Annotated in this window: 17 protein-coding genes; 2 read left to right on the top strand and 15 right to left on the bottom strand. The window is 36.1% G+C overall.

All coding sequences use genetic code 11. The features are described from left to right. Nucleotides 1–35 precede the first annotated feature (35 nt). A complete protein-coding gene (locus tag L3049_RS17685; RefSeq protein WP_275111154.1) occupies nt 36–911 on the top strand; it encodes a diacylglycerol/lipid kinase family protein in 876 nt (291 codons plus the stop codon). Nucleotides 912–968: 57 nt separating this feature from the next. On the opposite strand, the gene L3049_RS17690 is transcribed toward L3049_RS17685, so the two are convergent. From L3049_RS17690 to L3049_RS17715, 6 genes are all read right to left on the bottom strand, one after another. Then, nucleotides 969–1,634 (bottom strand): glutathione peroxidase, encoded by a 666-nt coding sequence (locus tag L3049_RS17690; protein ID WP_275111155.1) that lies wholly within the window; start codon nt 1,632–1,634, stop codon nt 969–971. A gap of 126 nt (nt 1,635–1,760) precedes the next feature. Continuing rightward, nucleotides 1,761–2,795, bottom strand: coding sequence for a glycosyltransferase family 9 protein (locus tag L3049_RS17695; RefSeq protein WP_275111156.1), 1,035 nt, complete (start codon nt 2,793–2,795; stop codon nt 1,761–1,763). Between the two features lie 139 nt (nt 2,796–2,934). Further along, the gene (gene atpC, locus L3049_RS17700; protein ID WP_275111157.1) at nt 2,935–3,174 is read right to left on the bottom strand and encodes an ATP synthase F1 subunit epsilon; all 240 of its coding nucleotides are present in this window, start codon (nt 3,172–3,174) and stop codon (nt 2,935–2,937) included. A gap of 19 nt (nt 3,175–3,193) precedes the next feature. Then, complete coding sequence (gene atpD / locus L3049_RS17705; RefSeq protein WP_275111158.1) at nt 3,194–4,705, bottom strand: F0F1 ATP synthase subunit beta; 1,512 nt, start codon at nt 4,703–4,705, stop codon at nt 3,194–3,196. A 94-nt stretch (nt 4,706–4,799) separates the two neighbouring features. Next, nucleotides 4,800–5,774 (bottom strand): polyprenyl synthetase family protein, encoded by a 975-nt coding sequence (locus L3049_RS17710; RefSeq protein WP_275111159.1) that lies wholly within the window; start codon nt 5,772–5,774, stop codon nt 4,800–4,802. 57 nt (nt 5,775–5,831) lie between these two features. After that, the gene (locus L3049_RS17715) at nt 5,832–8,252 is read right to left on the bottom strand and encodes an efflux RND transporter permease subunit (RefSeq protein WP_275111160.1); all 2,421 of its coding nucleotides are present in this window, start codon (nt 8,250–8,252) and stop codon (nt 5,832–5,834) included. Between the two features lie 487 nt (nt 8,253–8,739). Here L3049_RS17715 and L3049_RS17720 point away from each other — a divergent pair, with 487 nt between their 5' ends. Beyond that, a complete protein-coding gene (locus L3049_RS17720) occupies nt 8,740–10,434 on the top strand; it encodes a Na/Pi cotransporter family protein (protein WP_275111161.1) in 1,695 nt (564 codons plus the stop codon). A gap of 90 nt (nt 10,435–10,524) precedes the next feature. Here L3049_RS17720 and L3049_RS17725 read toward each other — a convergent pair whose 3' ends face one another. From L3049_RS17725 to atpG, 9 genes are all read right to left on the bottom strand, one after another. Further along, entirely contained in the window at nt 10,525–10,968 is a 444-nt protein-coding gene (locus L3049_RS17725; protein WP_275111162.1) for a C-GCAxxG-C-C family protein, read from the bottom strand. A gap of 233 nt (nt 10,969–11,201) precedes the next feature. Further along, nucleotides 11,202–13,868, bottom strand: coding sequence for a glycoside hydrolase family 3 C-terminal domain-containing protein (locus L3049_RS17730; RefSeq protein WP_275111163.1), 2,667 nt, complete (start codon nt 13,866–13,868; stop codon nt 11,202–11,204). 189 nt (nt 13,869–14,057) lie between these two features. After that, entirely contained in the window at nt 14,058–17,186 is a 3,129-nt protein-coding gene (locus L3049_RS17735; protein WP_275111164.1) for a GH92 family glycosyl hydrolase, read from the bottom strand. Nucleotides 17,187–17,196: 10 nt separating this feature from the next. Then, entirely contained in the window at nt 17,197–18,963 is a 1,767-nt protein-coding gene (locus L3049_RS17740) for a class I mannose-6-phosphate isomerase (protein WP_275111165.1), read from the bottom strand. Nucleotides 18,964–18,967: 4 nt separating this feature from the next. After that, nucleotides 18,968–20,260: a glucosidase family protein gene (locus L3049_RS17745; RefSeq protein ID WP_275111166.1), complete on the bottom strand. Its 1,293-nt coding sequence runs from the start codon at nt 20,258–20,260 to the stop codon at nt 18,968–18,970. Between the two features lie 22 nt (nt 20,261–20,282). Further along, nucleotides 20,283–22,586, bottom strand: coding sequence for a GH92 family glycosyl hydrolase (locus tag L3049_RS17750; protein ID WP_275111167.1), 2,304 nt, complete (start codon nt 22,584–22,586; stop codon nt 20,283–20,285). A 77-nt stretch (nt 22,587–22,663) separates the two neighbouring features. Beyond that, nucleotides 22,664–23,599 carry an ROK family protein gene (locus L3049_RS17755; RefSeq protein ID WP_275111168.1) on the bottom strand — a complete coding sequence of 312 codons (936 nt, stop codon included), beginning with the start codon at nt 23,597–23,599 and terminating at the stop codon, nt 22,664–22,666. Between the two features lie 6 nt (nt 23,600–23,605). Continuing rightward, the gene (locus tag L3049_RS17760; protein ID WP_275111169.1) at nt 23,606–24,334 is read right to left on the bottom strand and encodes a GntR family transcriptional regulator; all 729 of its coding nucleotides are present in this window, start codon (nt 24,332–24,334) and stop codon (nt 23,606–23,608) included. 152 nt (nt 24,335–24,486) lie between these two features. After that, nucleotides 24,487–25,359, bottom strand: a complete 873-nt coding sequence (gene atpG / locus L3049_RS17765) for an ATP synthase F1 subunit gamma (protein ID WP_275111170.1) — start codon at nt 25,357–25,359, stop codon at nt 24,487–24,489. Nucleotides 25,360–25,407: the final 48 nt, after the last annotated feature.

Genomic DNA, 25,407 nt, shown 5'->3' on the forward strand with positions numbered 1-25,407 from the left:
TAAAGCCCTGCAAATTTTACTCCTAATTTAAAAGAATGATAACAGCATTAAAAACCCTTGCAATAGTTAACCCCATTTCGGGAACGGGTAAACAAAAAAATATTGAATGCCTTTTAAAAAAATATCTCGACCATGAGCGATTTCATCTTCAAGTAGAAAAGACAGGCTACGCAGGACATGGCACCGAATTAGCAAAGCTTGCTGTTACAAATGATTTTGATGTCGTAATTGCAATTGGAGGAGATGGAACCATTAATGAAATAGCTAATGCATTAACATTTAGCGATGTTGCTATGGGAATAATTCCTTGTGGCTCGGGTAATGGCTTAGCACGACACCTTGGCATTCCAATGAATACAAAAAGGGCAATTCAATGCATAAACAAAGCTACTATTAACAAAATAGATACGATAAGAGCAAATGATTATCGTTTTATAAATGTGGCTGGTATTGGTTTTGACGCTTTAATTGCTCACGAATTTGCAAAAATGAAATCCAGAGGATTAGCAAGCTATGCTAAAGCTATTTTAAAGTGCTTCCGAATTTTCTCTAACCAATCATTTGTATTAAAAAATAAAGAGATCGAAACAATAGAAAATGGAATGATGCTTTGTTTTGCCAATTCATCTCAATTTGGAAACAACGCCTACATTGCTCCTTCGGCAAAAGTTGATGATGGAAAAATAAACATTTCGCTACTAAAAAAACCAAAATGGTTTCAGATTCCTGTATTAGGCTGGAAAGTATTTACGAAAGGAATAAATACTTCCTCTTTGTTTAGTGAAATCATTACCAATGAAATAACAATTGTTCAACAATCAGATCAAGGACATATAGATGGAGAACCGATCTATTTTGGAAAAGAAATTCACCTAAAAATCGACCCTTTAAGCCTAAAACTACTAGCTTAAATGAAAAAAAGGGCTCCAACTAGGAGCCCTTTCATTTTATATTTTTAAATTAAAAAATTATAACAATTTCTTGATTTCTTCTTCAAAGTCCTCTGGAACAATGTTCGGTTCAATACGCTCAATTACTTTACCATCTCTACCAACAATGAATTTTGTGAAATTCCATTTAACACCATCTCCATTGTAAATTTCCGGAAATTTGCCACTTAAAAAAGATTTGAATTTTTGCCCCGAAGCAGAATCATCAAAGCCCTTAAAAGGTTTCTCCGACGTCATCATCTTATATAAAGGATGTGCATTTTCACCTCTCACCTCAATTTTTTCAAACATCGGGAAGCTAACGCCATAATTTTTCTGACAAAACTCTGCAATTTCAGAAGAAGAACCTGGCTCCTGCTCCAAAAACTGATTACATGGCATTCCTAAAATCACAAACCCCTGATCTTTATACTTTTTATATATAGCTTCCAATCCTTCATACTGAGGAGTCAACCCACATTTACTGGCAGTGTTCACAACAAGTACCACTTTACCTTTATATGCATCCAATGAAAGTTCTTCTCCGTTTAAAGAGTTCATTTTGTAGCTGTAAATATTATCCGCAGAGCATTTCTTTTTAGAACAACACTCCTTTTTACATTCTTTCTTTTTTTCTTTTTGTGCAATTGCTTGATTTGAAAACAATCCTGCTGCTAAAAACAGTACTAAGGCAATTTTTTTCATCTTCTTATTTTACTATTAGTCTTTGTTGATATTCAATAAATACGCAATTAATGTCGCGTGCGATACAAATATATATTTTTATTTTGAATTGATTCAAATAAAGATTGTTAAATATCAGTTAAAGACTTAAGACATTCTTTGAATTACCTCTTTAGCAACCCATTCCGGCGTAATATCAACCATACATTGTTGATAAATAGCTTGCGAACATTTCCCTGATCCATCCTTGGTGCAAGGGCGACATTTCATATCAAGTTCTAAAGTTGTAATGTGCTCACCTGTTGTAAAGCCAAAGGCTGTTGGTCCCATTAAAGACAATCCTTTTACATTAAATTTATCGGCAGCATGTAAAAATCCGGTATCACCTGAAATCACCAAATTAGATTTTTGCGTAAGATAACAGGATTCCAGTAGGTTCGTTTTTCCAGCCAAGTTTAAGATTCTATCTGGTGCTTCATTTTCAATTTCCTTGCAGAAAACATCATCTGGACCTGCCAATATCATAAAATTGTAATCAGGAAGTAAACTTACCAACTTCTGCCAATGTGAAACAGGCCAACGTTTCATGATCCAAGCCGCAGAAGGCACTAATGTTATTAATTTAGACTGATCTCCCTTTAAATTAGAGAACACAGTTGCATCCATTTTCACTTTCAAATCCTCTGGGAAATACCAATTGGTATTCACTTTAGAATAATCGCTTAAGCCCCATTTATCGAGAGGTTTACGAAAAGAAAGCATTCCTTTAAAAGGCATTGGGAAACGATCAATTCTCAATTTAAACAACAAAATTCGCTTGATACGATCCTTGCTTCGCATGGTAAATTTGGGTCCGATGCCGAACCAACGTTTCCATCGCGGAACAAGTACTGTTTTTAGAACGATAGATCGAATATTACTGTGTGCATCATATACGTAATCGAACTTTTCCTTTTTAAGCTCTTTTGCTTGCTTTAAAAGTCCTTTGAATCCAGCTCCTCTCTCAAAACCCCATACTTTATGGATGCGTTGATCCATTGCTAAAAAAGAGGACATGTCTTTTCTAGCTATCCAATGAATTTCTGCATCTGGATAATGATTTAAAATTCCGTCTACTGTAGTCATACACTGAATGATATCTCCAATAGAGCTAAAACGAATGATCAGGAACTTTTTTGGCATTTTAATAAATTTCAATTCGGGAATTTAGGACAAAAATAGAATTAAGAACAAAAGTAGAAAAATCAAATTGTCTGCAAAAAAGAAACCCCGGAATTGCATCCGGGGTTTGAGAGATATAATAATTTAAATCTTTCTTCAATTAACTCTCTGCTAAAACAGAGATTACATTTTTCTTACATTCAACAACTCCTCCACTAACTTCAAAAAAGATTTCTTCTCCTTCTACAGGATGAAGTTTAATTACTCCTTTTTCGAGAGTAGAAACAATTGGAGCATGGTTTTTCAGAATTTCGAAAGAACCATTTTTACCAGGAAGTTGAACTAAAGTAACTTCTCCAGAATAAAGACTTTTTTCGGGTGTAACAATTTCCAAATGCATATATTCCAAGATTAAGTACTTAGGCTTCAGCTTCAGCTAATAATTTCTCACCTTTTTCAATCGCTTCCTCAATGTTTCCAACAAGGTTAAATGCTGCCTCAGGATATTTATCAACTTCACCATTCATAATCATGTTGAAACCTTTGATTGTCTCCTCAATTGGAACCAGACATCCTTTAAGACCAGTAAACTGCTCTGCAACGTGGAATGGCTGAGATAAGAAACGCTGAACACGACGTGCGCGGTGTACAACCAATTTATCCTCATCAGAAAGCTCTTCCATACCAAGAATTGCAATAATATCTTGAAGTTCTTTATAACGTTGTAATAACTCTTTTACATTTTGAGCACAATCGTAATGTGCATCACCAACAACATCACGTGTCAGAATACGAGAAGTTGAATCCAATGGATCTACCGCAGGATAAATTCCCAACTCGGCAATTTTACGATTCAATACGGTTGTTGCATCCAAGTGAGCAAATGTTGTCGCCGGAGCAGGGTCTGTCAAGTCATCGGCTGGTACATATACCGCTTGTACCGATGTAATAGAACCACGCTTGGTTGATGTAATACGCTCTTGCATAATACCCATCTCTGTAGAAAGAGTTGGCTGGTAACCTACCGCAGAAGGCATACGACCTAGAAGTGCTGACACCTCAGAACCTGCCTGTGTAAAACGGAAGATATTATCAACGAAGAAAAGAATATCACGTCCACCTGATTTCTCATCACCGTCACGTAAACTCTCAGCAACTGTTAAACCAGAGAGAGCAACACGAGCACGTGCCCCAGGAGGCTCGTTCATCTGTCCGAAAACAAGTGATACCTGTGAATTATCTAAAGCTTTTTTATCTACTTTGGATAAGTCCCATCCACCTTTTTCCATGTCTTTCTCAAACTCATCGCCATAGCGAATAACCTTTGATTCGATCATCTCACGAAGTAAGTCGTTACCCTCACGTGTACGCTCACCTACACCGGCAAATACAGATAAACCATCTTGTCCAATTGCAATGTTATTAATAAGCTCTTGAATCAAAACTGTTTTTCCAACACCAGCACCACCGAACAAACCAATCTTACCACCTTTTGCATAAGGTTCAATAAGGTCAATCACTTTAATTCCTGTAAAGAAAACCTCTGATTCAGTCTTCAACTCATCGAATTTTGGTGGTGTTCTGTGAATTGTATAGCCGCCTTCTTTATCTACTTGTCCAATACCATCAATGGTTTCACCCACCACATTCAAAAGACGCCCTTTTATCTTATCACCAGCTGGCATAACAATAGGAGAACCTGTTGCTATAACATCCATTCCTCTTCTCAAGCCATCGGTAGAGTCCATTGCAATAGCACGAATTGTGTTTTCACCAATGTGCTGTTGACACTCAACAATTAAATTTTTACCATTTTCAATTACGACTTCTAATGAGTCGTAAATATCAGGAAGCTCAGTGCCCTCCTTTTCGAAACTAACATCGATTACAGGACCGATTACCTGAACTATTTTGCCAATATTTTGTGACATTGCGTTTGTTTTATTGGAACATTCATTATCGTGTGATGACAAATTTAGCATTTATCCTTAAAAAGGATGAATTTATCTTATATTTTTAATCAACTTAAACGGCACGATTTATTAAGCGCTTTACTAAGGTATAAAGTTCTTTTTTATTTTCAGCCAAAACATCTACTTTATCTAAGTATTCCAGACACATAGAAAAATATTCGTCTATCCTATTTTGAGATAGCTCTTGTACATTTAGTTTTTCATAAATGTCTCTAACGGCCTTAATTTTCTCTTCTGGATCGAATTCTTTTGTTGTAATCCATGATTTTAACTCTTTTTCCAGATCACCAGAAGCCAATTCTAAAGCTTTTATTAGCAAGTAAGTTTTTTTATTGGATAAGATATCTCCTCCAATTTTTTTCCCAAATACAGCCTCATCTCCAAAAACATCCAATAAATCATCTTGAAGTTGAAAAGCCATTCCTAAATTGACACCAAAATGATACAACAGATCGCTATCTTTCGAACTTGCATCACCCATAATTGCACCCATTTTAAGACTTCCACCTAAAAGAACTGCTGTTTTCAGACGAATCATGTTTAAGTATTCGTCAACCTCAACATTGTTTCGGTCTTCAAATTCCATATCGAATTGCTGGCCTTCACAAACCTCTAAAGCAGTTTGATTAAAAACCGTTAATACATCCCGTAAGTATTTGTCTTCGCAAGATCCGATGTATTGATATGCCTTGATAGACATGGCATCACCTGATAGAATAGCAACATTACTATTCCACTTTTCGTGTACCGTAGGTTTACTTCGACGCATTGGCGCATGGTCCATTACATCATCGTGTAAAAGTGTGAAGTTGTGAAATACTTCTATTCCAATGGCTGGCAGACAAACTTTTGAAAGATCATCTTTGTAAAGATTTGCACCAAGTAATACTAAAATTGGGCGAAGTCGCTTCCCTCCAATTCCTAATATGTATCTCATTGGTTCAAAAAGCCCTTCTGGCGGAGAAGAAAACTCCAATCCACCTATCTCTTTCTCTATGATTTCCTGAAGTTCGGTAAAACTATGCATGATCGATAATCTATAATTTAGTGCGTGTTAAAAACAGCTCACTAAATTATAAAAAAATCAATTCATTAAGCTTTCTTTTTCTTCTTTGTTTGTTATCGGAGCAATTCTAAGATCATCCAACTCAATATCTTCTTCCTCATCGAAGATTTGCAGCAATGGTTCCTTGAATGAACGATTCGTAATCAACTTTTCTAAAGTTAATAGCAAGGATGGTAGTAAAACCAAGTTCGATAACATTGCAGATAAAAGTGTGACTGAAACCAAAACACCTAAGGATACAGTACCACCAAAATCAGATAAAGCAAATATTCCAAACCCGAAGAATAGAATGATAGATGTATACATCATGCTTTGCCCGGTTTCGCGAAGAGCTAAAATAACAGAAGAGCGAATACTCCAGTTCGTCAGTTTTAATTCCTGACGGTATTTGGCTAGATAATGAATTGTATCATCTACTGAAATACCAAAGGCAATACTAAAAACCAATATGGTTGATGCTTTTATAGGAATACCGAAGTAACCCATTAAAGCAGCAGTTATTATCAAAGGTACTAAGTTGGGTATAAGAGCTACAACAACCATTCTTTTTGATGAGAACATCCAAGCCATGAAGGAAGCAATTAAGAAAATTGCCAAAGCAAGACTCAAAAATAAATTCTTTATCAGATACTTATTTCCTTTAAAAAAGATGATACTAGAACCTGTTACATGAACCGTATACTTATCTTTTGGAAAAATATGATCTACGTGAGCAAGGATTTTCTTTTCCATTTCTTCCATTCGGGTCGTTCCAATATCTTTCATTCGGAAACTCATTCGAGTAATGGACTGTGTAGAATCAACAAAAGTCTCGAACACTTTAGAATCTTCTCCTGTATCAGCTTTAGCTAAATAAGATAAAATTACATTGCGTGTATTGCTACTAGGCATTTTATAATACTTCTCTTTTCCATTATAATAGGCCTGATGAGCAAACTTTGCACCCTCAACCAATGATAAAGAAGCTGAAATATCTGGGTATTGCATTAGAGAATCGTTTAGCTTCTCAATACGTCTTAAAGTAGATAATTTAAGAGCTCCTCCTTTTTTCTTGGTTTCAACGACAACCTCAAGAGGCATAATTCCATCCAGATTTCTCTCAAAGAATTTTAAATCTTGATAGATGACATTATGGTGTGGTAAGTCGTCAACCATATATCCGGTACTCTTTATTTTACTGATTCCAAATCCACCTAAAACCAATAAGGTAATGGCAACTGCATATACAATAGCTCTGTGATTCAGAACAATTTTTTCTAATCGTCCTACAAACCAAACCGTAAGCTTATTTTCGAGATGCTGAGTTGCTTTATTGTCAGGAGGATTAATAAAACTGAAAATGATAGGAATCAATATCAGAGATAAAAAGAAAACCACCATAATATTTAAAGCTGCAACAACTCCAAATTCTTTTAGAATTTGACTTGATGTGATAATAAAGGTTGCAAAACCTGAGGCTGTAGTTAAGTTTGTTAGAAATGTTGCATTCCCAATTTTTGAAACGACACGCTGTAGAGCTTTAATCTTATTCCGATGAAGAATGTACTCGCCATGGTATTTGTTGATAAGAAATACCGAGTTGGGAATACCAATCACGACCAAAAGAGGTGGAAGCATTGCCGTCAACAAAGTAATTTTGTATTCAAAAAGAACCATGGAACCTACTGCCCATATAACACTTAAACCAACAACCAACATGCAGAAGAATACCACTTTAAACGAGCGGAAGAACATGAAAAGAATGATGGCTGTAACTAAAAGAGATAAAAGAATAAACATATTCATCTCTTTCTTAATCATTTGTGCAACTACAACCCGAATGTAAGGCAAGCCAGAATAGTGCATTTTAAGTTTATGCTTTGCAGTAAAATGGTCGGTAATTTCTCGAACTTTAGCAACCATTGGTTCACGCGCCTTCGAATTAATAATTCTGGCGTTAACAGTTACCCCCATTAAAAAGGTATGACTGTCTTGATTAATTAAACTTCCGTGATAAAATGGTAAGGATTCAGCAACTTTAGCTAAACTATCTAGCTCTTGTTGTGACTTTAATTTCTTCGGAAAAATAGTTTCAAATTCGAACTTTTTATCAGCCTTATTTTTGGTGATATTGTATGTGTGTGCAATAGAAACTACAGCATCAATACCATCTAGTTTTTTTAGATCATTCCCTAGTGCAATCCAATCGTTAAATTTATCAAGCTCATAAAAATTACTGTCCTGTACACCAAAGAACATAACATTACCTTCCTGCCCGAAAGTGTTATGGAATTCTTCATAATCAATAGATGCAATGTCGTCAGATGGAAGTAAAGCGGCATTATGGTATGACATTTCTACAAACTGAGCCTTATAGCCCATAAAAATGGTCATCAATCCAACTAGTACTAATAATAATATTCTATTCCTGAGAATAACTCCCGCAATTCTATTCCACATACTATTCCCTGCTAAAAAATCTCGATCTATTTTAAGATTCTGGCGAAAATACGACTTAAAATCATTTTTTCAAAAGAAGTACCTGTTTACAGAATCCTCAAAGCCTATAATTGAAGGCCTAATGAACTAAAATTACGTAATTTCCATGAAATCATCTGATATTTAAGAAATTAATTTGCTTCATCAAATGAATTAGCCATTTGGTCATAATGGTTTACGTTCGCCCACACGATTTTTAATCAAATATTGGCTTGCAAAAAGTATTTTAAGCTGATGACAATCTTTCTATTTCAAAGCTATCTCACAGAATAATAAAAACTTACACAATTACCTTTGTAATCTGTTTGTAATAATTTTTTAAGCTTATTTTTACCTTGTCTTAATACTGAATTAACATTGCCAAAAATTAGAGATTCTATAAATATCTTCTATTTTTGCGACCTTATTGAAACTAATCAATTGAAAAACAAATAAATTTAGACTAATTATGAATTACGGTTTAGGTGATTTCCTGACACTCATCGGATCCTTAGGGTTATTTCTTTATGGGATGAAATTAATGAGTGAGGCTTTACAAAAGGTAGCCGGAGAGAAAATGAGATCGATTCTGTCGGCAATGACATCAAATCGTGTGAAGGGTGTTATGACTGGTGTGTTAATTACAGCATTAATTCAGTCATCATCGGCAACTACAGTAATGGTAGTTAGTTTTGTAAATGCAGGCTTACTATCCTTAGTAGAGTCGGTTGGTGTAATTATGGGTGCGAATATTGGTACCACTATTACAGCTTGGCTAATTTCCTTATTAGGATTTAAAGTTAGTATGAGCGCCATCTCTTTACCATTAATAGGTTTGAGTTTACCTTTATTATTCTCTGGAAATCGTTCGAGAAAGAACTGGGGAGAGTTGGTAATCGGTTTTGCCTTATTATTCATAGGTCTTCAGTTTCTGAAGGAATCGATGCCGGACATCAAAAATAACCCGGCAATATTAAATTTTCTGACTGCTTATACTGATTTAGGTTTTGGGTCGTACTTATTATTTGCAGGTATTGGTACCGTGCTTACCGTTTTAATTCAATCCTCATCGGCTACAATGGCACTTACTTTGGTTATGTGTAACAGTGGATGGATCAGTTTTGAGATGGCAGCAGCCATGGTACTTGGTGAAAATATTGGTACAACAATTACAGCTAACCTTGCTGCAATGGTAGCTAATACATCTGCCAAAAGAGCTGCTCGTGCTCACTTGATATTTAATACCGTAGGTGTTCTTTGGATGTTGATGGTTCTACCTTATTTCCTTGAAAGTGTAGCTTGGGTTAGTCAAAATTTCTTTGGACAAGGCAATGCATTTACCGATGCTGCAGCTGTACCCGTAACTTTATCCTTATTCCATACAGGATTCAACATTCTTAATGTTGTGATTATGATTTGGTTTGCTAATCTTATTGTGAAAGTAGTAACCAAATTAGTTCCAGTAAAAGAAGATGCGGAAGAAGAATTTAAACTTCAGCACATTAAAACGGGTACACTTTCTACTCCTGAGGCTTCTTTATTCTTGGCAAAACAAGAAATTAGCACCTATGTAAAGAGTACGAAAAAAATGTTTAGCTATACCAAGCAAGCATTTAACGAAACCAACGATAAAACTTTTAATAAGTTATTCGATAAAATTTCAACACGAGAAGATGAAAGTGATGATATGGAAGTGGAAATTGCTAATTTCCTTACCTCTGTTTCTGAAACTCGTTTGAGTACTGAAAACTCGGAACGTGTGCGTGCTTATTTTAAAATGGTAAGTGACATTGAAAGTGTTGGTGATTCGACCTTAAATCTTGCGAAAGCAATGAAGAGAAAGCGTGAGCAAAAAGCTTGGTTCCCTCAAGAATTAAGAGACAATATCAACAAGATGTTTGAGCATGTAGATGAAGCTCTTGACATGATGCACGAGAATACTAAAATGGAATTTTCGGAAGTTCGCATTAAGAAAGCTTGGGAAATTGAGCGTGAAATCAACGATTACAGAACGGCTCTTAAAACGGAGCATTTAGCAAATGTTGAGGAAAACAAATACAAGTATCAAGCTGGTATTATTTACAACGATATGTTCTCTGAGTGTGAAAAAATCGGTGATTACTGTATCAATGTAAGTGAAGCAATCAACGAGATTAAGGAATAAATTAAGCTTTTGGCTATTAGTTGTTAGCTTTTAGATATAAAAAAATCCTCGCCACATGGCGGGGATTTTTTTTATATCTGACAATTTGTATTACTCTTTTGTTATCAATTCAATTAATTTAACCGAATCGGAAATACACTTGGAACAGATGTTCTTTTTCATATCCTTATCCTGAAATTCCCTCTCTCCTTCTCGTGTTTTAAAATCACAATTCAAAATTGTCTTGCAGTCGAGTGAACCATGCAAAGATTTGAAGTAAAGGCTAAACCTTTCAATCATTTCATTCGTGGCATTTCTAGCATCAACATTATCCGCATATTTCTTAGAATTGTAAATACCCAATACCATAAAAGATCCTGTAACTGCGCCACACGTCTCTTGCATTTTTCCCATTCCTCCACCAAAACCCGCAGATACGGATAATGCCATTTTTGGATCAAATTCCAAATAATCAGAATAAGCAGTCAGTAAAGACTGGGCACAATTCATCCCATTGTAAAACGAATGGATGGCTTTTTCTTTAATTTCTTCCATCAGAATAATTTATATCTTTAATTGGGTATAAAGATAAGCATATTACTAAACGATAAAAGCCCACCCGAAGTGAGCTTTAATCATTACTAATCTTATCAATTACTTTTGAACTATTCCCCACTCCTCATTCGGCTCAGTTCCCATTTCCAACTCTAACTTCCCACCTTTTAGTAATTCGCTAGCTGGAAATTTAAAGTCCTGTAAAGTCTTTCCATTTAGCTGACTGAACGTATTTATTCAACAGTTAAAATCGTTTTCAACCTAATATCATTTGACGAAGCACCTACCATTAATCTGAAATCTCCAGGCTCTACCACCCATTTCATTTCTTTATTAAGCAATTGCAAAAGTTTAGGAGTAACTTCAAATGATACCTCTTTGCTTTCTCCCTTTTTAAGGTGAAGTCTTTGAAAGCCTTTTAGCGCTAGTACTGGTTGTGAAACTGATGACATAACATCTTTAATGTAAAATTGTACTACCTCATCTCCATCGTATTTTCCTGTATTCATAACAGTTAAACGTAATGTTGTGCTCTCAGTATTATTGATTGTGTTTTTATCAATCTTTATATCACTGTATTTAAAATTTGTATAACTCAATCCATAACCAAATGGGAACAATGGTTTTCCTGTTAAGTTTACATAATTGTCACCTCTACCAGTCGGTTTGTGATTGTAATATAAAGGCAACTGTGATTCATGAACTGGAAAGGTTATAGGCAATCTTCCTGCTGGATTGTAATCGCCAAATAGAATGTCTGCAACAGCATTACCACCTTCATCACCTCCGTACCACATATCTACAATAGCTGGTACATCGTTAATCCAATTTTGCATGGTAATTGCGCTACCACCTGTTAGAACAACAACAACCGGTGTTCCTGTTTTTGCCACAGCTTTTATTAATTCTTCCTGATGACCTAGTAAAGAAAGATATGCTCTGTCTCTAAATTCACCTTCTTCAATTCCAACACATACAACAGCTACATCTGATGATTTTGCCATAGAAGCAGCCTTTGCAATTTTATTCTGCCAGTTATTTTCGACTCCTGCATTCCACACCATTTTAAACACTACATTTCCAGTAGTCTCAAAAAACTCAACTTTAAGATCATAAGTTTTGTCTTTCTCGAAGTAATAAGGTGTAGTTATTTGCTGTACTGTTTGTTTTCTCCAATTGTCAATTACCAATTCGTTGTTAATATATACTCGGTAGCCATCATCACCATCAATTCCAATATCAAACTTTCCAGTTTGAGGTGCTTGTAACTTTCCAGTCCATCGAGCCGAATAGTAGTCGTAATTAATTATATTTTTATCTGGCGAATATAATGTCCAACCAAAGTGTATATTTTTATCTACTCTTGATAATTCTGGTGTACCCTCCAAGCTAATATTATTGAAATATTCGGCTTTTAAACCAGCTTCTTTTTTACCATTATTAATATGAAAAAACTGTTCAGCAGGTATTGTTAAAAATTCCTGAGTAGTACGTTCTGATCCTTTGGCATAAGATACTTTAACATTTTCCCCTAGTTTGTTTTTAATTCCTTGTAAAACACTTACAGGATTATTTCCTGGACCTGAATAACCACCAAGTCTAGCCTCGTTAGCATCCGGACCAATAACAGCTATCGATTTTATATTTTTATTTAAAGGAAGTGTTTGCTCATTATTTTTTAGTAAAACAATAGATTCTAAAGCCGCTTCTTTAGCTAGGTTTCTGTGCTTTTTAAATCGATCTTTCTGATTTGGTATTTCTACATAAGGGTTTTCAAACAAACCTAATTTAAATTTTGCATGTAACACACGTCTTACAGCCTCATCTACAGCTTTTTCATCAACCATCCCTTTTTCGAAAGCTTCATAAAAGGAAGGATAAGCTTCGTATGCTACTTCAAAAATAACATCCAATCCATTTTCTATCGATTGTGCTCCGGCTTCAGCATTATCTTTAGCTGTTGCATGAAGTGGATTAAAAAGAGGTAATGAGCACGCATCGGAAATAACAAAACCATCAAAACCCCAGTCTTGCTTTAGCTTTTTATTCAATAACCAATTGTTGGCAGCTGCCGGTTCGCCGTCAATAGAATTGTAAGCTGTCATAACCGACCATGCATTAGCTTCCTGAAAACTTGCTTTGAAGGCGGGGAAATAAATTTCCTCTAATAAACGTTCGTTAAAATGAATTGGATAAGAATCTCTTCCTCCATCTCCAACATTCGCTACAAAGTGTTTTGGGGTAGTAATAATGCCCATTTCTTCGAAAGTAGAAATGTAAGAAACAGCCATCTTGGTTGTTAAAAAAGGGTCTTCTCCGTAAGTCTCTTCCACACGTCCCCATCTTGCATCTCTAGAAATATTAATAACTGGTGAAAGAATTTGACGAATACCTCTTGCCTTAACTTCTTTGGCAATAGCTAAAGAAATACTATCCATTAAATTAGTATTCCATGTAGCAGCTAATCCAATAGCTTGTGGAAATGCGGTTGCATCTTTTCGTACCAATCCATGAAGTGCCTCATCAAAAAGAATAATCGGAATTCCCAAGCGAGTTTCTTCCATGAAATATTTCTGAATATCATTCGCACGTTTTGCCGTTTCTATTACAGTTCCGCCACCAGAATAATCTAAGATCTGGGTTCTTCCAGTTCCCGAAGAAGTTTTTGTATGAACTTGAAATCCAAAAATACCATTCTTGTATTTTTCTTTTCCTTCACTCAAATCTCCAGCAAGCATAAACAACTGCCAAAATTTTTCTTCAACTGTCATTCTTGACAATAAATCATCAACCCGCTTTTCAATTTTTAGGCTTGAATTTTTATATCCTGGTAGATTATCTTTCTTCGTACATCCAAAAAATACTAGAGTTGCTAACAGCAACAGGTAAATTTTTTTCATGGTATTTTATTAAAATTTGAACTTTTAATGTCAGTCTGTTCTTGTCTGTTCTGCAATATTAATTAATCATGCTTAGTTTTGGATTAAAATCCGATTAACCCGTTATTTTTTTAATTAATTCTTGCATTCTGAAATGGAAATAGCCCACCCGAAGGTGAGCTTTCTTATCTATTAATTTATTGAATACTTTTATTTAACGATTCCCCAATCCTTATTAGGCTCAGCTCCCATTTCCAGCTCTAACTTACCGCCTTTTAGCAATTCGCTTGCAGGAAATTTAAAGTCCTGTAAAGACTTTCCATTTAACTTGGCTGATTGAACGTATTTGTTCAAACGAGATGCATTTTTTGCTTCAATTACAAACTTCTCTCCTCTTCCATATCTGTTTCCTAAGTCGATTTCAACCTTCTCAAATAATGGACTGGCAATTTCATACACTGGTTCTGTGCTACACCCACCATCTGTTTGGAATAAACCTAAAGATGCCATCACCAACCAGCCACTCATTTGTCCTTGATCCTCATCGCCTAAATAAGCATTCGAAACGCCTATGCCGTAGTATCGATCCATAATGGCTCTGCTCCATTTTTGTGTTAACCAAGGTTTTCCAACCCAGTTAAACAAAAATGCAAAATGCATCGATTGTTGATTTCCTTGCATTACCGGATAGTTCCAATACTGATCATTCAGCCCGTTGTAACGTGTTTTATCGCTTTCTGTGAATCCCCAATCCAAACGCTCAATAAATCGATCTTTACCAATTGCTTCGGCTAAAGCAGGAACATCTTGTGGAACAAAATAGGTCAATTGCCAAGCATTTCCTTCCACATAATGATGATTAGCTCCCGATTTGTACGGATCAAAATCTGCTTTCCAGTTTCCTTTTGCATCCTTCATACGAGCAAATCCCATCTCCTTATCGATGATATTTTTCCAATAATATCCTCGTTTTAAGAATGTTTTATAATCGGCTTTTTTGCCCAATGCTTTTGCAAACTGCGAAACCGTCCAATCATCATATGAATATTCCAAAGAATTTGAAAAACGTCCCTCATCGTAAGGTACATAACCATGTTTCAGGTAAGTAACTAAATCGCGGTTACCTGCAAATCCACCTCCAACTTTTCTCGCTGGTGTTGTTTGCATTTTTTTAACCGCTTCGTAAGCTTTATTTACATCGTAATCTCTAATTCCCATTTGGTAAGCACCTACAATTAATGGAATTTCATGTTCTGCTACCATCACAGGAACGTATTCCATTCCTGCAGGACCTTTAGCCAACCAACCATTGGCGTCATACATGGCCAGTTGCGATTTCACCCAACGATTACTCCATTCTGGTGTTACTAAATTCCAAAATTGATTTAGGTTCCAGAATGTATTCCAAAAAGCATCACAACCTAAAGCCGGTGAAGAAGGATCTTCCAACTGTCTAACCTTTTCATCTGCATCTCTCCATTCACCATTTACATCAGAGAAAATATTTCGACTACAAATAGAACGATACATTGCATTGTAAAAACGCTTTTTTTCGCCTCTATCATTGGTCGAAATCTTCACTCGACCCATTAATTTATTCCACTCTGAAACATGATAAGCTCTTACTGCATCAAAACTCCACTTGAAAGGATCAGAAATTTCTTTTTGCAAATTCTCAGCAGCATTGGCAATACTTACGTAAGAAATACCTGTTCGAACCTGAACCTGATTTCCTTCGTGTTTATTGAACTCAACATAAAATCCAGCATCCTTAGGATTTTTACGTGAGATTTTTGTTGATTCAATTAAAGCATCATCTATCCAAGCACCGGCTTTTGCAATTGGCTGATCAAACTCAATTACAAAGAAAATTTTATATTCCTGATCGATTCCTCCAGCCCAGGTATTTTCAGTTAACTGATGAGAAAATCCTTCAATTCGTGTATCACTTACCTGAGTGATTTCCACCTCTTTGTTTTGATAGGTGTATTCGCAAGGAATTTGCAAATCAATCAAAATTCTGTTCTCCAAAGAATCTGGGAAAGTATATCGCTGAAATCCACATCGTGTTGTCGAAGTCAACTCAGCCTTGATGTTGTAGTCGGTTAATTCAACGGTGTAATATCCCAATGGTGCTTTTTCACTCGCCTTATCAATTCGTGAACGATAACCACTATCAGGCTCTTTCTCATCACCCACCTTTATTTTCAAAGGACCATTTGTTGGCATAATTCCCAATCCTGCAACCGTCCATTCGTGAATATGACTAAAACATCCAATTGATTCGAAATTTGGCTCGTATCCTCCTTGCCAAGCCGCGTTCTGGTTATCCGGACTCAACTTTACCATGCTAAATGGCATCCATGGCCCTGGAGCAATCATCCAACGTGAATGACCAGTTCCCATCTTCGTATCTACATATTCAGCCGAAGTAATCGAATCGCAAGCCATTCTATGAACCTTGCCAGACTCTACTTCAACATCATCAACTAAAATTTTATACTTACTATTTACCTCAGATTCCACAGCTGGCATAGGCGCTTCAAATTGATATCGTCCTTTCTCAACAGTTTCGCTAAATATCTCATCACCATCTAGTAAAACCTTTATCTCTGGCTTACCCGATAAATGCTCAACATCAACCAACATAGCTTGATAAGAACTTCCATCTACATCTATCTCGTAATCAGCAGGCGAAACACCACGCAAGTGAATTAACTTATCTTCAACAAGCTTAACGTTCCCAGGACCTTCTAGTTTAATTTGATCGAATTTCAACCATGATCCTTCAATTGTGCTTAAAGAAATCTCATTTCCTCCTTTTTTAATTAGTTGCTTAGGAATTGGTATTTCAATCAGATACTCCGATGAATCTTTAGGAGAAACATCAATTTTTGAATCTTCATTAATCACAGGAAGTCTATATTTCCATGATTTTCCATTTACTGAAACCTTAAAAAGCGGTAAATCTTTTGAATTGCAATCCAAAACATCAACTGTCAATTTCCATTCTCCCGATTTTGAAAGTTTTTCAACTCCAAACAAAATATTTAAAGTACTTGATCTCCAACCTGAAGTTCCCCATGTTCCACCCCAAGTATCACTAATACCTGGAATAATGTATGGCCAATCGGTATTTTCATTTGATGTTCCAACTAGGAAATACTTGTCTTCCCAGCCAAAATCATGAGCGATGTAATCTTTGTATTCATTGTTAGACAAAGCAAATTCTGATGCAGAATTATTGTTCTCACCTATTTGCCAAATTGTCTTATTTTTTGGTGTACATGCAGAAAATAGCATGCTTACTATCAGTATTAAAAAAGATAAGTTTTTCATTTTATATGGATTATTTCATGAATGCTTTAACGACCATTATTTCTTCTTCGGATTCATTGATGATTTTATAAGATCCGGCTGCAGCAGGAATTACGAATGTTTCTGCATAATTAAATTGCTGTCTCATCCCATTTTCCGTTTCTACAATTATACTTTTCCCCTCAACCAGTGAAAGTACATTGCATCTATTTTCTGTGTTGATAGCGACTTCTGTATTAAAGTGATATCGATGCACATCGTAAGTGTGTTTATCGTGAGTTAGCAAATGATATTGTTTCCAATCTTTACCTTCCTCCAACAAATAAGGATGAGATATTAATTTGTTTTTCACATATTGACCTTTGCGATCGAAATTCAAATTCTCCATTCCTCTTTCAACATTAATTGGACGAGGTTTTCCATCGAAATCGACACGTAACCAATCGTACATTTTAAAGGTGAAAATATAAGGTGTTGTGCTAATTTCAAGTACCAAATTATCGGTTCCCGATCCATGAATGGTTCCCGGAGGAATCAAGAACAGATCGTGCTTATTCGAATCATGAATTTGTACATGCTTGGTAATATCAATCTCTTTTTTATTCTGATAACTGAATTGTAAATCGGCTTCAAATTTTTTCGGATCGATATCCTCCTGAAATCCCAAATAACACTTGGCATCTTTACCAGAATCTAGAATATAATAGGTTTCTTCCTGAGTAAAACTCTCCCCAAAATGTTCTTTGATGTATTCTGGCTGTGGATGACATTGAATGGAGAGGTTTCCTCCATCAAAAGTATCTAGAAAGTCAAATCGGATCGGAAATTCGTATCCGTATTGCTCCGAATGCTTACCCATTACCGCTTCTGTTTCTTGAAACATGATGCAATCGAAAGAGACTTCCAATAAATTTCCGCTACTCTCAAACAACAATCCGTTTTCTGGCACTATCAACTCAAAAGACCAAGCATAATTGACAACTTCTTTATTTAGTCCATCAATTTTATCCATTACCCATTGGCCTCCCCATGCTCCTGGCTCGAACCAAGGACGAACGCGGAAAATATTGTTTGCCATTTTTCGCAGGCCTTCACGCAAGGAATCTCCCTTCATCCAGGTAATTACATCCAAGCGCTGTTCATCTACAACAAAATCAATTTTAGGAAGAAGTGCCTGTTTGTGTTCATTCAAAACGATCCAATCGACAAAATAAAAGCGTTTGTACATCGGTTTGTTCTCGAATGGCGTACTAGCTCCTAAATTGGTAATGCTTTGCGCACGAGCTCTAAATTGCAGTTCATTCTTTGGCAAATCAATGTAAATTAACTTGCCTTCCCAATTGGCCAAGGAAGCTCCCGGACCATAAATAATATTGATATCTGCTTCAGCATTTTGATCTAAACTTTCTAACTTTTGCTGATTAAAGAAATCCGATAAGGAAATGCTAGCTTTAGTTCCAAAAATTGGATTGTCACCACCTAAAAATGGCTCAATTAGTTGATCAATTTCAGCTTCTGCTTTCATTGCTGATTCAACATTTGCCCAATTCACCTTTTTACCTAAAGACTTGAATTGAGCATTTAGATCTTCCTTCATCTGATCGTAGAAAACACCTACATATCCATCAATGATTATATTTTTCTCATTTTGCAATTCTTGAGCCAAGTGCTCAAAACCAACTTCAATCTTTCCATTTTCCATCTGCAGAGACGGATACAAATCGTATTTTCCTTTTTCTGTCTCACTTCTCTGAAGCGGAAGTAAGTATTGATCTGATTTTCTCTTATTTTCTATCATCCTATTATTTTTCAACTTCTTCTTCTAACATCTCAATCGCCTTGTACAATACGCCTGCCGAACCACGGAACGTTCCCGATCCTGTTGGCTCATTTTTCTGTGTATACCACTCGTAAAAACCATCGTTCACAACTACTCTGTTTGTCATTGGCTGTAATTGCTCAAACGCTTCTTTTACAAATCCATATTTTACCAATTGCTGAATCATTCTTGCTCCAAACCAAGTCCAGTCGCCTCCATTCTGATAACCGTAAGGATACATTCCTTTGTTCTCAAAAGATCCTTCTGGATAAGGAGGATACATGGTTAAGCCAATAGAACCAGCTCCAGAAGCTTTTACATTGGCAATCATTTTGTTCAAGGAAACTTTAATCTGATCTTTATTTAATAAACCTGCTTCTATCGCTACGGCTGTTCCACCATGATAGAAAATCTCATTTTCATTAAAACTTTCAGGAAAAGGAGAACCATCCAAATAAACATGAGGAATAAACTTTTTATTTTCATTATCCCAAAGATATTTCATGGTATTTTTTGCAAGATCATTTCTAACCAATCTCCATTTTCCTTCTTTCGAAGGATCCAATTCCAATAAGTTGTCTATAGCAATTAAAAACATTGCATTGTCGTAAATGTCAACACAATACTTGGTATCCTCAGTAATGTAAACTCCCCAAGGGTGGCAATGTTGAACGTCGCCCCAATCGGAAGTCGTTGCTCCCCAAATCATTCCATGTTCTTTACTCCATCGGTGATTCAATAGAAATTCCATAGCCCATTCCATGCGATCGGCAACGGTTTTATCGCCTATTTTCTCTTTCAAGAAATTCTTATCTCCAGTTTTTTGAACGTACTTGTAAACTGCCTGAACCAAAGATGCTTCGTGATCTGTCTCAACCGTGTTTTTATGACCGCAATAAGTTGGTTCCAAATCATTGTAGATGTATGTGTATCCACCTTCAACATCTACGGCCTTTTCTTTCGGAATAAATCCATCAATAATGTTTCCATCATCCCCTTGCAACCTAAAAAATACCCGCAGGTTTTCCTTGAGTTCTTCTTTGGGATATACTTCTGCTGATAGTTCGATAAAAGTATTGTAATCGCGAATCCATACTTCGCCATATCCATCACCTGCATTAAAACCGGTTTTTACCACTTCCAATGCTTTCTTTTTCACGAAAGCGAAGTCTTCATTCTCCAATATCGACTTCTTCAATTCTTCGCTTATTTTTGAATTGTTCCCACAACTTACCAAAACAAGCAAGCTCAAAAGCAAGCCACAAATCTTTTTCATATTCAGTGATTTAGTATATTTTCTAATCATTTTTCTTTTTGAATTCCAGTCTTGCTCCTTTGATTAAATCTTTGAATGAAACAGAATTATTCTCCAGTACTTTTCCATTCAATTTTACTGATTCAACCAAGAACCTTTCTGGCGAATTGTTTTCCACTTTTATATGAATGCTTTTTCCAGAGTAATAATCAGGGTTTAGCTGAATCGTTATTTCATCAAAAGCCGGACTGCCAATTTGCATGCTTGGATTTTCGCCAGATAAGCCAGCCACATCAAACAAACCAATAGAAGCCATTACATACCAAGCCCCCAATTGCCCCTGATCCTCATCTTGTCCGTAACCATATCCGTGAATTGGATCGGAACCATAAAATTCGTTGCAGATTGTTCTTGTCCAGAATTGTGTTTTTTCTGGCTCTCCAGAGAAATTATACAGCCAAGGAATATGCAAACTAGGTTGATTTCCATGATTGTAAATGGTTTTAACACCTGCAAAAGCATTAATTTCTTTACCTCCACCAAAACCATTCTTTCGAGACGCTATAAATATCGAATCCAATCGTTCATTGAATCGTTCATTACCAATCTTTTCTACTAATTTTTGGGGTTCATGAGGCACATAAAAAGTGTATTGCCATGAATTTCCTTCCTGAAAACCTCTCCATGGCTCTAAGGGATCGAAGTCAGAAATAAACATTCCATTTTCATCTTTCGGACGAATAAAACCGATAGAAGAATCAAATATATTTTCCCAATTTCCAGAGAGTTTCATCAACTGATTGTACTCCTTTGTCTTATTCATTTGCTTTGCAAATTGGGCAACAGCATGTGCCGAAAAGGAATATTCCAGCACATGAGACGCAGAAAATGCACTCGCCTCCGGAATCTCTCCCCACTCTTCCTGATGTGGAATAAATCCGTTCTCCAAAAAGCTTTTCACATCCATTTTCCCGGCGCCAAGCGGTCGGTTTTCCCAGCCTAATTCATTCGCTAATGCTGCTTTAAATGCTAAATCGGTATCGTAATTTCTGATACCACAATTGTATGCAGAGGCGATTATGAGTCCGACATAATTGGTTCCAACACCAGAAACATATCGGCTATTTGCTAAGCCATCGCTAAACCAACCTGTATCTTTGTACACTTGCAAATGTGTCTGCACAAAGTCATTGTAATATTCAGGCCAAGCCAAGGTCCAAAGTTGTGTTAGATTCCAAAAAGCTCCCCAAACCGCATCGGTATTGTAGAAATTAAATTGTGGCGTTCCATCTTCGTTTAACGGAAGTTGCCCAATGGTGCCGTCATTTTTTGGGTAAGTTCCGTTTACATCATTAGCCAATCCTCTTCCTAATAATGCATGATACAAACCTGTGTAGAACTTAACTTTATCAGTTTCAGATTCTCCTTTAATAAGAATCTTGTTTAATTCGGTATTCCAGATATGATTTGCATCTTCTTTAGCTTCTGCAAAAGCTTTCCCTTCAGCCATTAAGTTTTCACGGGCATTCTCAACGGATGTGTAAGATAGAGCCAATTGAACTTCGATTGTTTCCGCTTCCTGTGTTGTAAATGAAAAATAGAAACCTGCTCCTTTTCCAGATATTTCAGATTGATTCGCAATAATTGAATCACCTCGAAACACGCCAAATTCAGTCATTTCTTTGTTCAATTTGGCAACAAAATACATGTTTACAGTTGAGCCCTTCTGATACTTTTTTACATATTCTGGTGCTGTTTCTACCCATCCTTCCACAGTATACTCATCAATTCGTTTTACTTCTGCATCAACAACTTTACCACTTTCACCTTGCTGATTTCCAATATCAAACAACAAATGTGCTTTTTTATTGGCTGGATATGTGTACTGGTGAATTGCTACTCGTTTGGTAGCTGTTAATTCTGCAGTTATATCGTAATCGGCTAAATCGACTTTATAATAACCCGGCTGTGCAATTTCCGATTCTTTCTTGAATCTTGATCGGTAGCCCAAATCAGGATTCTCTAATTTTCCGGGAGTCGTAATCAATTTCCCATTTGTAGGCATTAGCACAATACCACCCAATTGAAATTCATGAACATTTGCAAATCCTTCAATAGATTCATGTCGATCATCGTAACCAACTGCTTCCCAACCCCAATTGTTTCCATAATGACCATTGGTTGTTGGTGCTGGCTTTGCCATTCCGAATGGAAGAGCAGCTGGTGTGTAAAAAAACCACCGGCTATGTGCTGTTCCAATGTTAGGATCAACATATTTTACCAAATCCTCTTTGGTAGAACATGAACTAACTACTAATAACAACATTAAACCAACAAAACAATTCATTGTTCTAATGTTTGAACATATAGAAAAACACACTTTTACAAAACCTATTACAGTATTCATTATCATATCGTTATCGATTACATGTGTTGTAATTGAGTTTTAACAGATTGCCAAAATTCCTCACCTAACAGTTGTGCTCCTCCAACAAAAGCAGCAGATTCTTGCAAATCTGAATATTCAACTCTTACGTCTAAGCCTTCCTTCTTAAACTGTTCATTCATGGCTCCATCGAACAAATTGGATGCTTTCGAAATATTACCTCCAAAAACCACTGTTTCAACCTTAAATTTCTTTATCCATGGAGAAAGAAGTAGTGCTAACTTCTCACCAAAATCTACAAACAATTCCTTTGCTTGTAAATCTTCTATTGCCAAATCCGCAATTTCCTTTACACCTGTCAATTTTGTTCCCGTACGCTCAAAATATCGATTTAGAAGTCCTCTTGTAGAGAAATAATCATCAGCGATGCCTTTTTCGAAAGGTAGATGCCAAATACATCCATTTTCAGGTACTGTATCCTCAACTATGACCGGAATTCCATCCGACAAGAAAGCAGAGCCTAAACCGGTTCCTAAGGTGATTGCCAAATTTTTTTTAGTGCCACTTAGTTTACCAGAGAAATATTCTCCTATGGCAAAAGCTGTAGCATCATTTATAAAACGAATTGGTACTTCATCCAGTTTCAACAATTGCTGCAATTCTGACTCTACATTCACATTATTCAAGTTCTGAAACTTCCCATTTAATCCAGAGAATAAACCAATACCATTCACGTAATCGAAAGGTCCAGGCATCGCAATACCAATTCCCTCTATCTGTTCTCCGTCAAGCTTACCAATACACGTTTGTAAAAGGCGGGCAAAAGCAGAAACAATTTCCTCCTTGCTAGCTTGGTTATTTAAAGCAGAGTGAGAAAAGCTTTCTTCAAGTAATTTTCTGCTATTCAGATCATAGGCTGCACAACTAATGTGACTTCCTCCAACATCTACTCCAATCGAAATCTTATTATTCATGCTAAACTATCTTGTAATGGTTATTGAATAGGTAAATTTTTCAGCGATGTAAAAACCAATATTGTATTCCAACGGTCTGTTGCCTGGATCGGAAACATAACGCTCACGAACCAAAATTGGATCTCCTTTTTTAATTTGTAGACGATCTGCTGTAATTTTAGATGCTAATTTTGCCTTAATTTCTTCTTTTGAAATAGATGGAACCACATTGTATTGATTCTCCAAAATGCTGTAAAGCGGTTTGGTAAAATCTTCATTCCCTGTCATTCCAATTCTTGGATGAAAATAGCTTTCGAAGAATACAAAAGGTCCATCTTTAAAGCCTCTTAGTCGAGACAAACAAAGAATTTTCTCACCTTCCGGAATATTAAAAAAGCTAGCAATTTTAGCTGATACTTTTACCCATTTAGCTTCAATCAAAAAATTCACAAAATCAACTCCTTGATCAGACATTTCTTGCGTAAAACTTCCCCAACTATCTAAATTTGTAGTAATTCCCTTCTCTGCAACCTTCGTTCCAATTCCTTTCTTGCGGATCAATAATCCTTCGTATTCCAACTTATTAGTTGCTTGGCGTAAAGTATTTCTAGAAATCCCCAAACGTTTCGCCAAATCAACTTCCTTTGGCAAAAATCCACCATTTTTATATTCAGGGAGTTCCATCATTTCTCTTAGCAAGCTCTCTACCTGAGCATGCAAAGGAAGCGGACTGTTATGATCTATCTTTAATTCCATTTTGTACATATGTTTGAACATGTCAAATTTATACAATAAAATTTAATTTCCAATATTATTCTTTTCCCAGAATTTACGACACAAAAAAAGCTCACCCGAAGGTGAGCTTTGCAGCAATTATAAATTGTTTTAATATGGTCTTTTAAACTAGCTTAGTTCGCTAGTGCATTTGCTCCGGACACAATCTCAAGTATTTCATTTGTAATAGCAGCCTGACGAGCTTGATTATAATGCAATTTAAGGTCTTGAATCAAGTCACTAGCATTATCGGTCGCTTTATGCATCGATGTCATTCGAGCGCCGTGTTCTGATGCTATAGAGTCCAATATAGCTCCAAAGAATTGTGTTTTCAGAGATTTAGGAATTAAATTTTCCAAAATCTCTTCCTGATTTGGTTCAAAAATATATTCACTTTGTGTGTCATTATCTTCAGCTGACTGAACAACTGGTAAAAATTGCTCATTGGTTAAGATCTGAACACCAGCATTTTTAAATCGGTTATAAACCAGTTCAACTTTATCATATGTTCCAGCTACAAAATCTTGCATTACAGAAGATGCTATCGCAGAAACATTTTTAAAATTCAACTCATTGTAAACTTCATTATGCTCACCAATCACATTTAAGCTCTTGCGAAGAATTTCATATCCTTGTTTTCCAATGGCTAAAACATGCAGAGAACCTTTCTCATTCTGCTCCTTGTAGACACCTCTCGCAAGTTCGTTAACGCGCTTAAATACATTAGAATTAAAAGCACCACACAAACCTTTATTCGATGTTATAGCAACTAATAAAACTTTATCAGTCTTACGCTCTCCGCCATAAATATTTTCTTCAGAATCGCTTAAACTACCTGATAAACTTCCAAGAATTTCTTGCAATTTATCAGCATAGGGACGAATTTGAACAATTGCATCCTGAGCTTTCTTCAGTTTGGCAGCCGATACCATTTTCATTGCAGCAGTAACCTGTTTGGTTTTCTCTACAGATGATATTCGGGTACGTATTTCCTTTAAATTGGCCATTTACAATATTTTGGGCTCTTGGTAGAAAGCCTTTGGTTTTTAGCTATT

The sequence above is a fragment of the Labilibaculum sp. DW002 genome, assembly GCF_029029525.1.
GTDB lineage: Bacteria > Bacteroidota > Bacteroidia > Bacteroidales > Marinifilaceae > Paralabilibaculum > Paralabilibaculum antarcticum.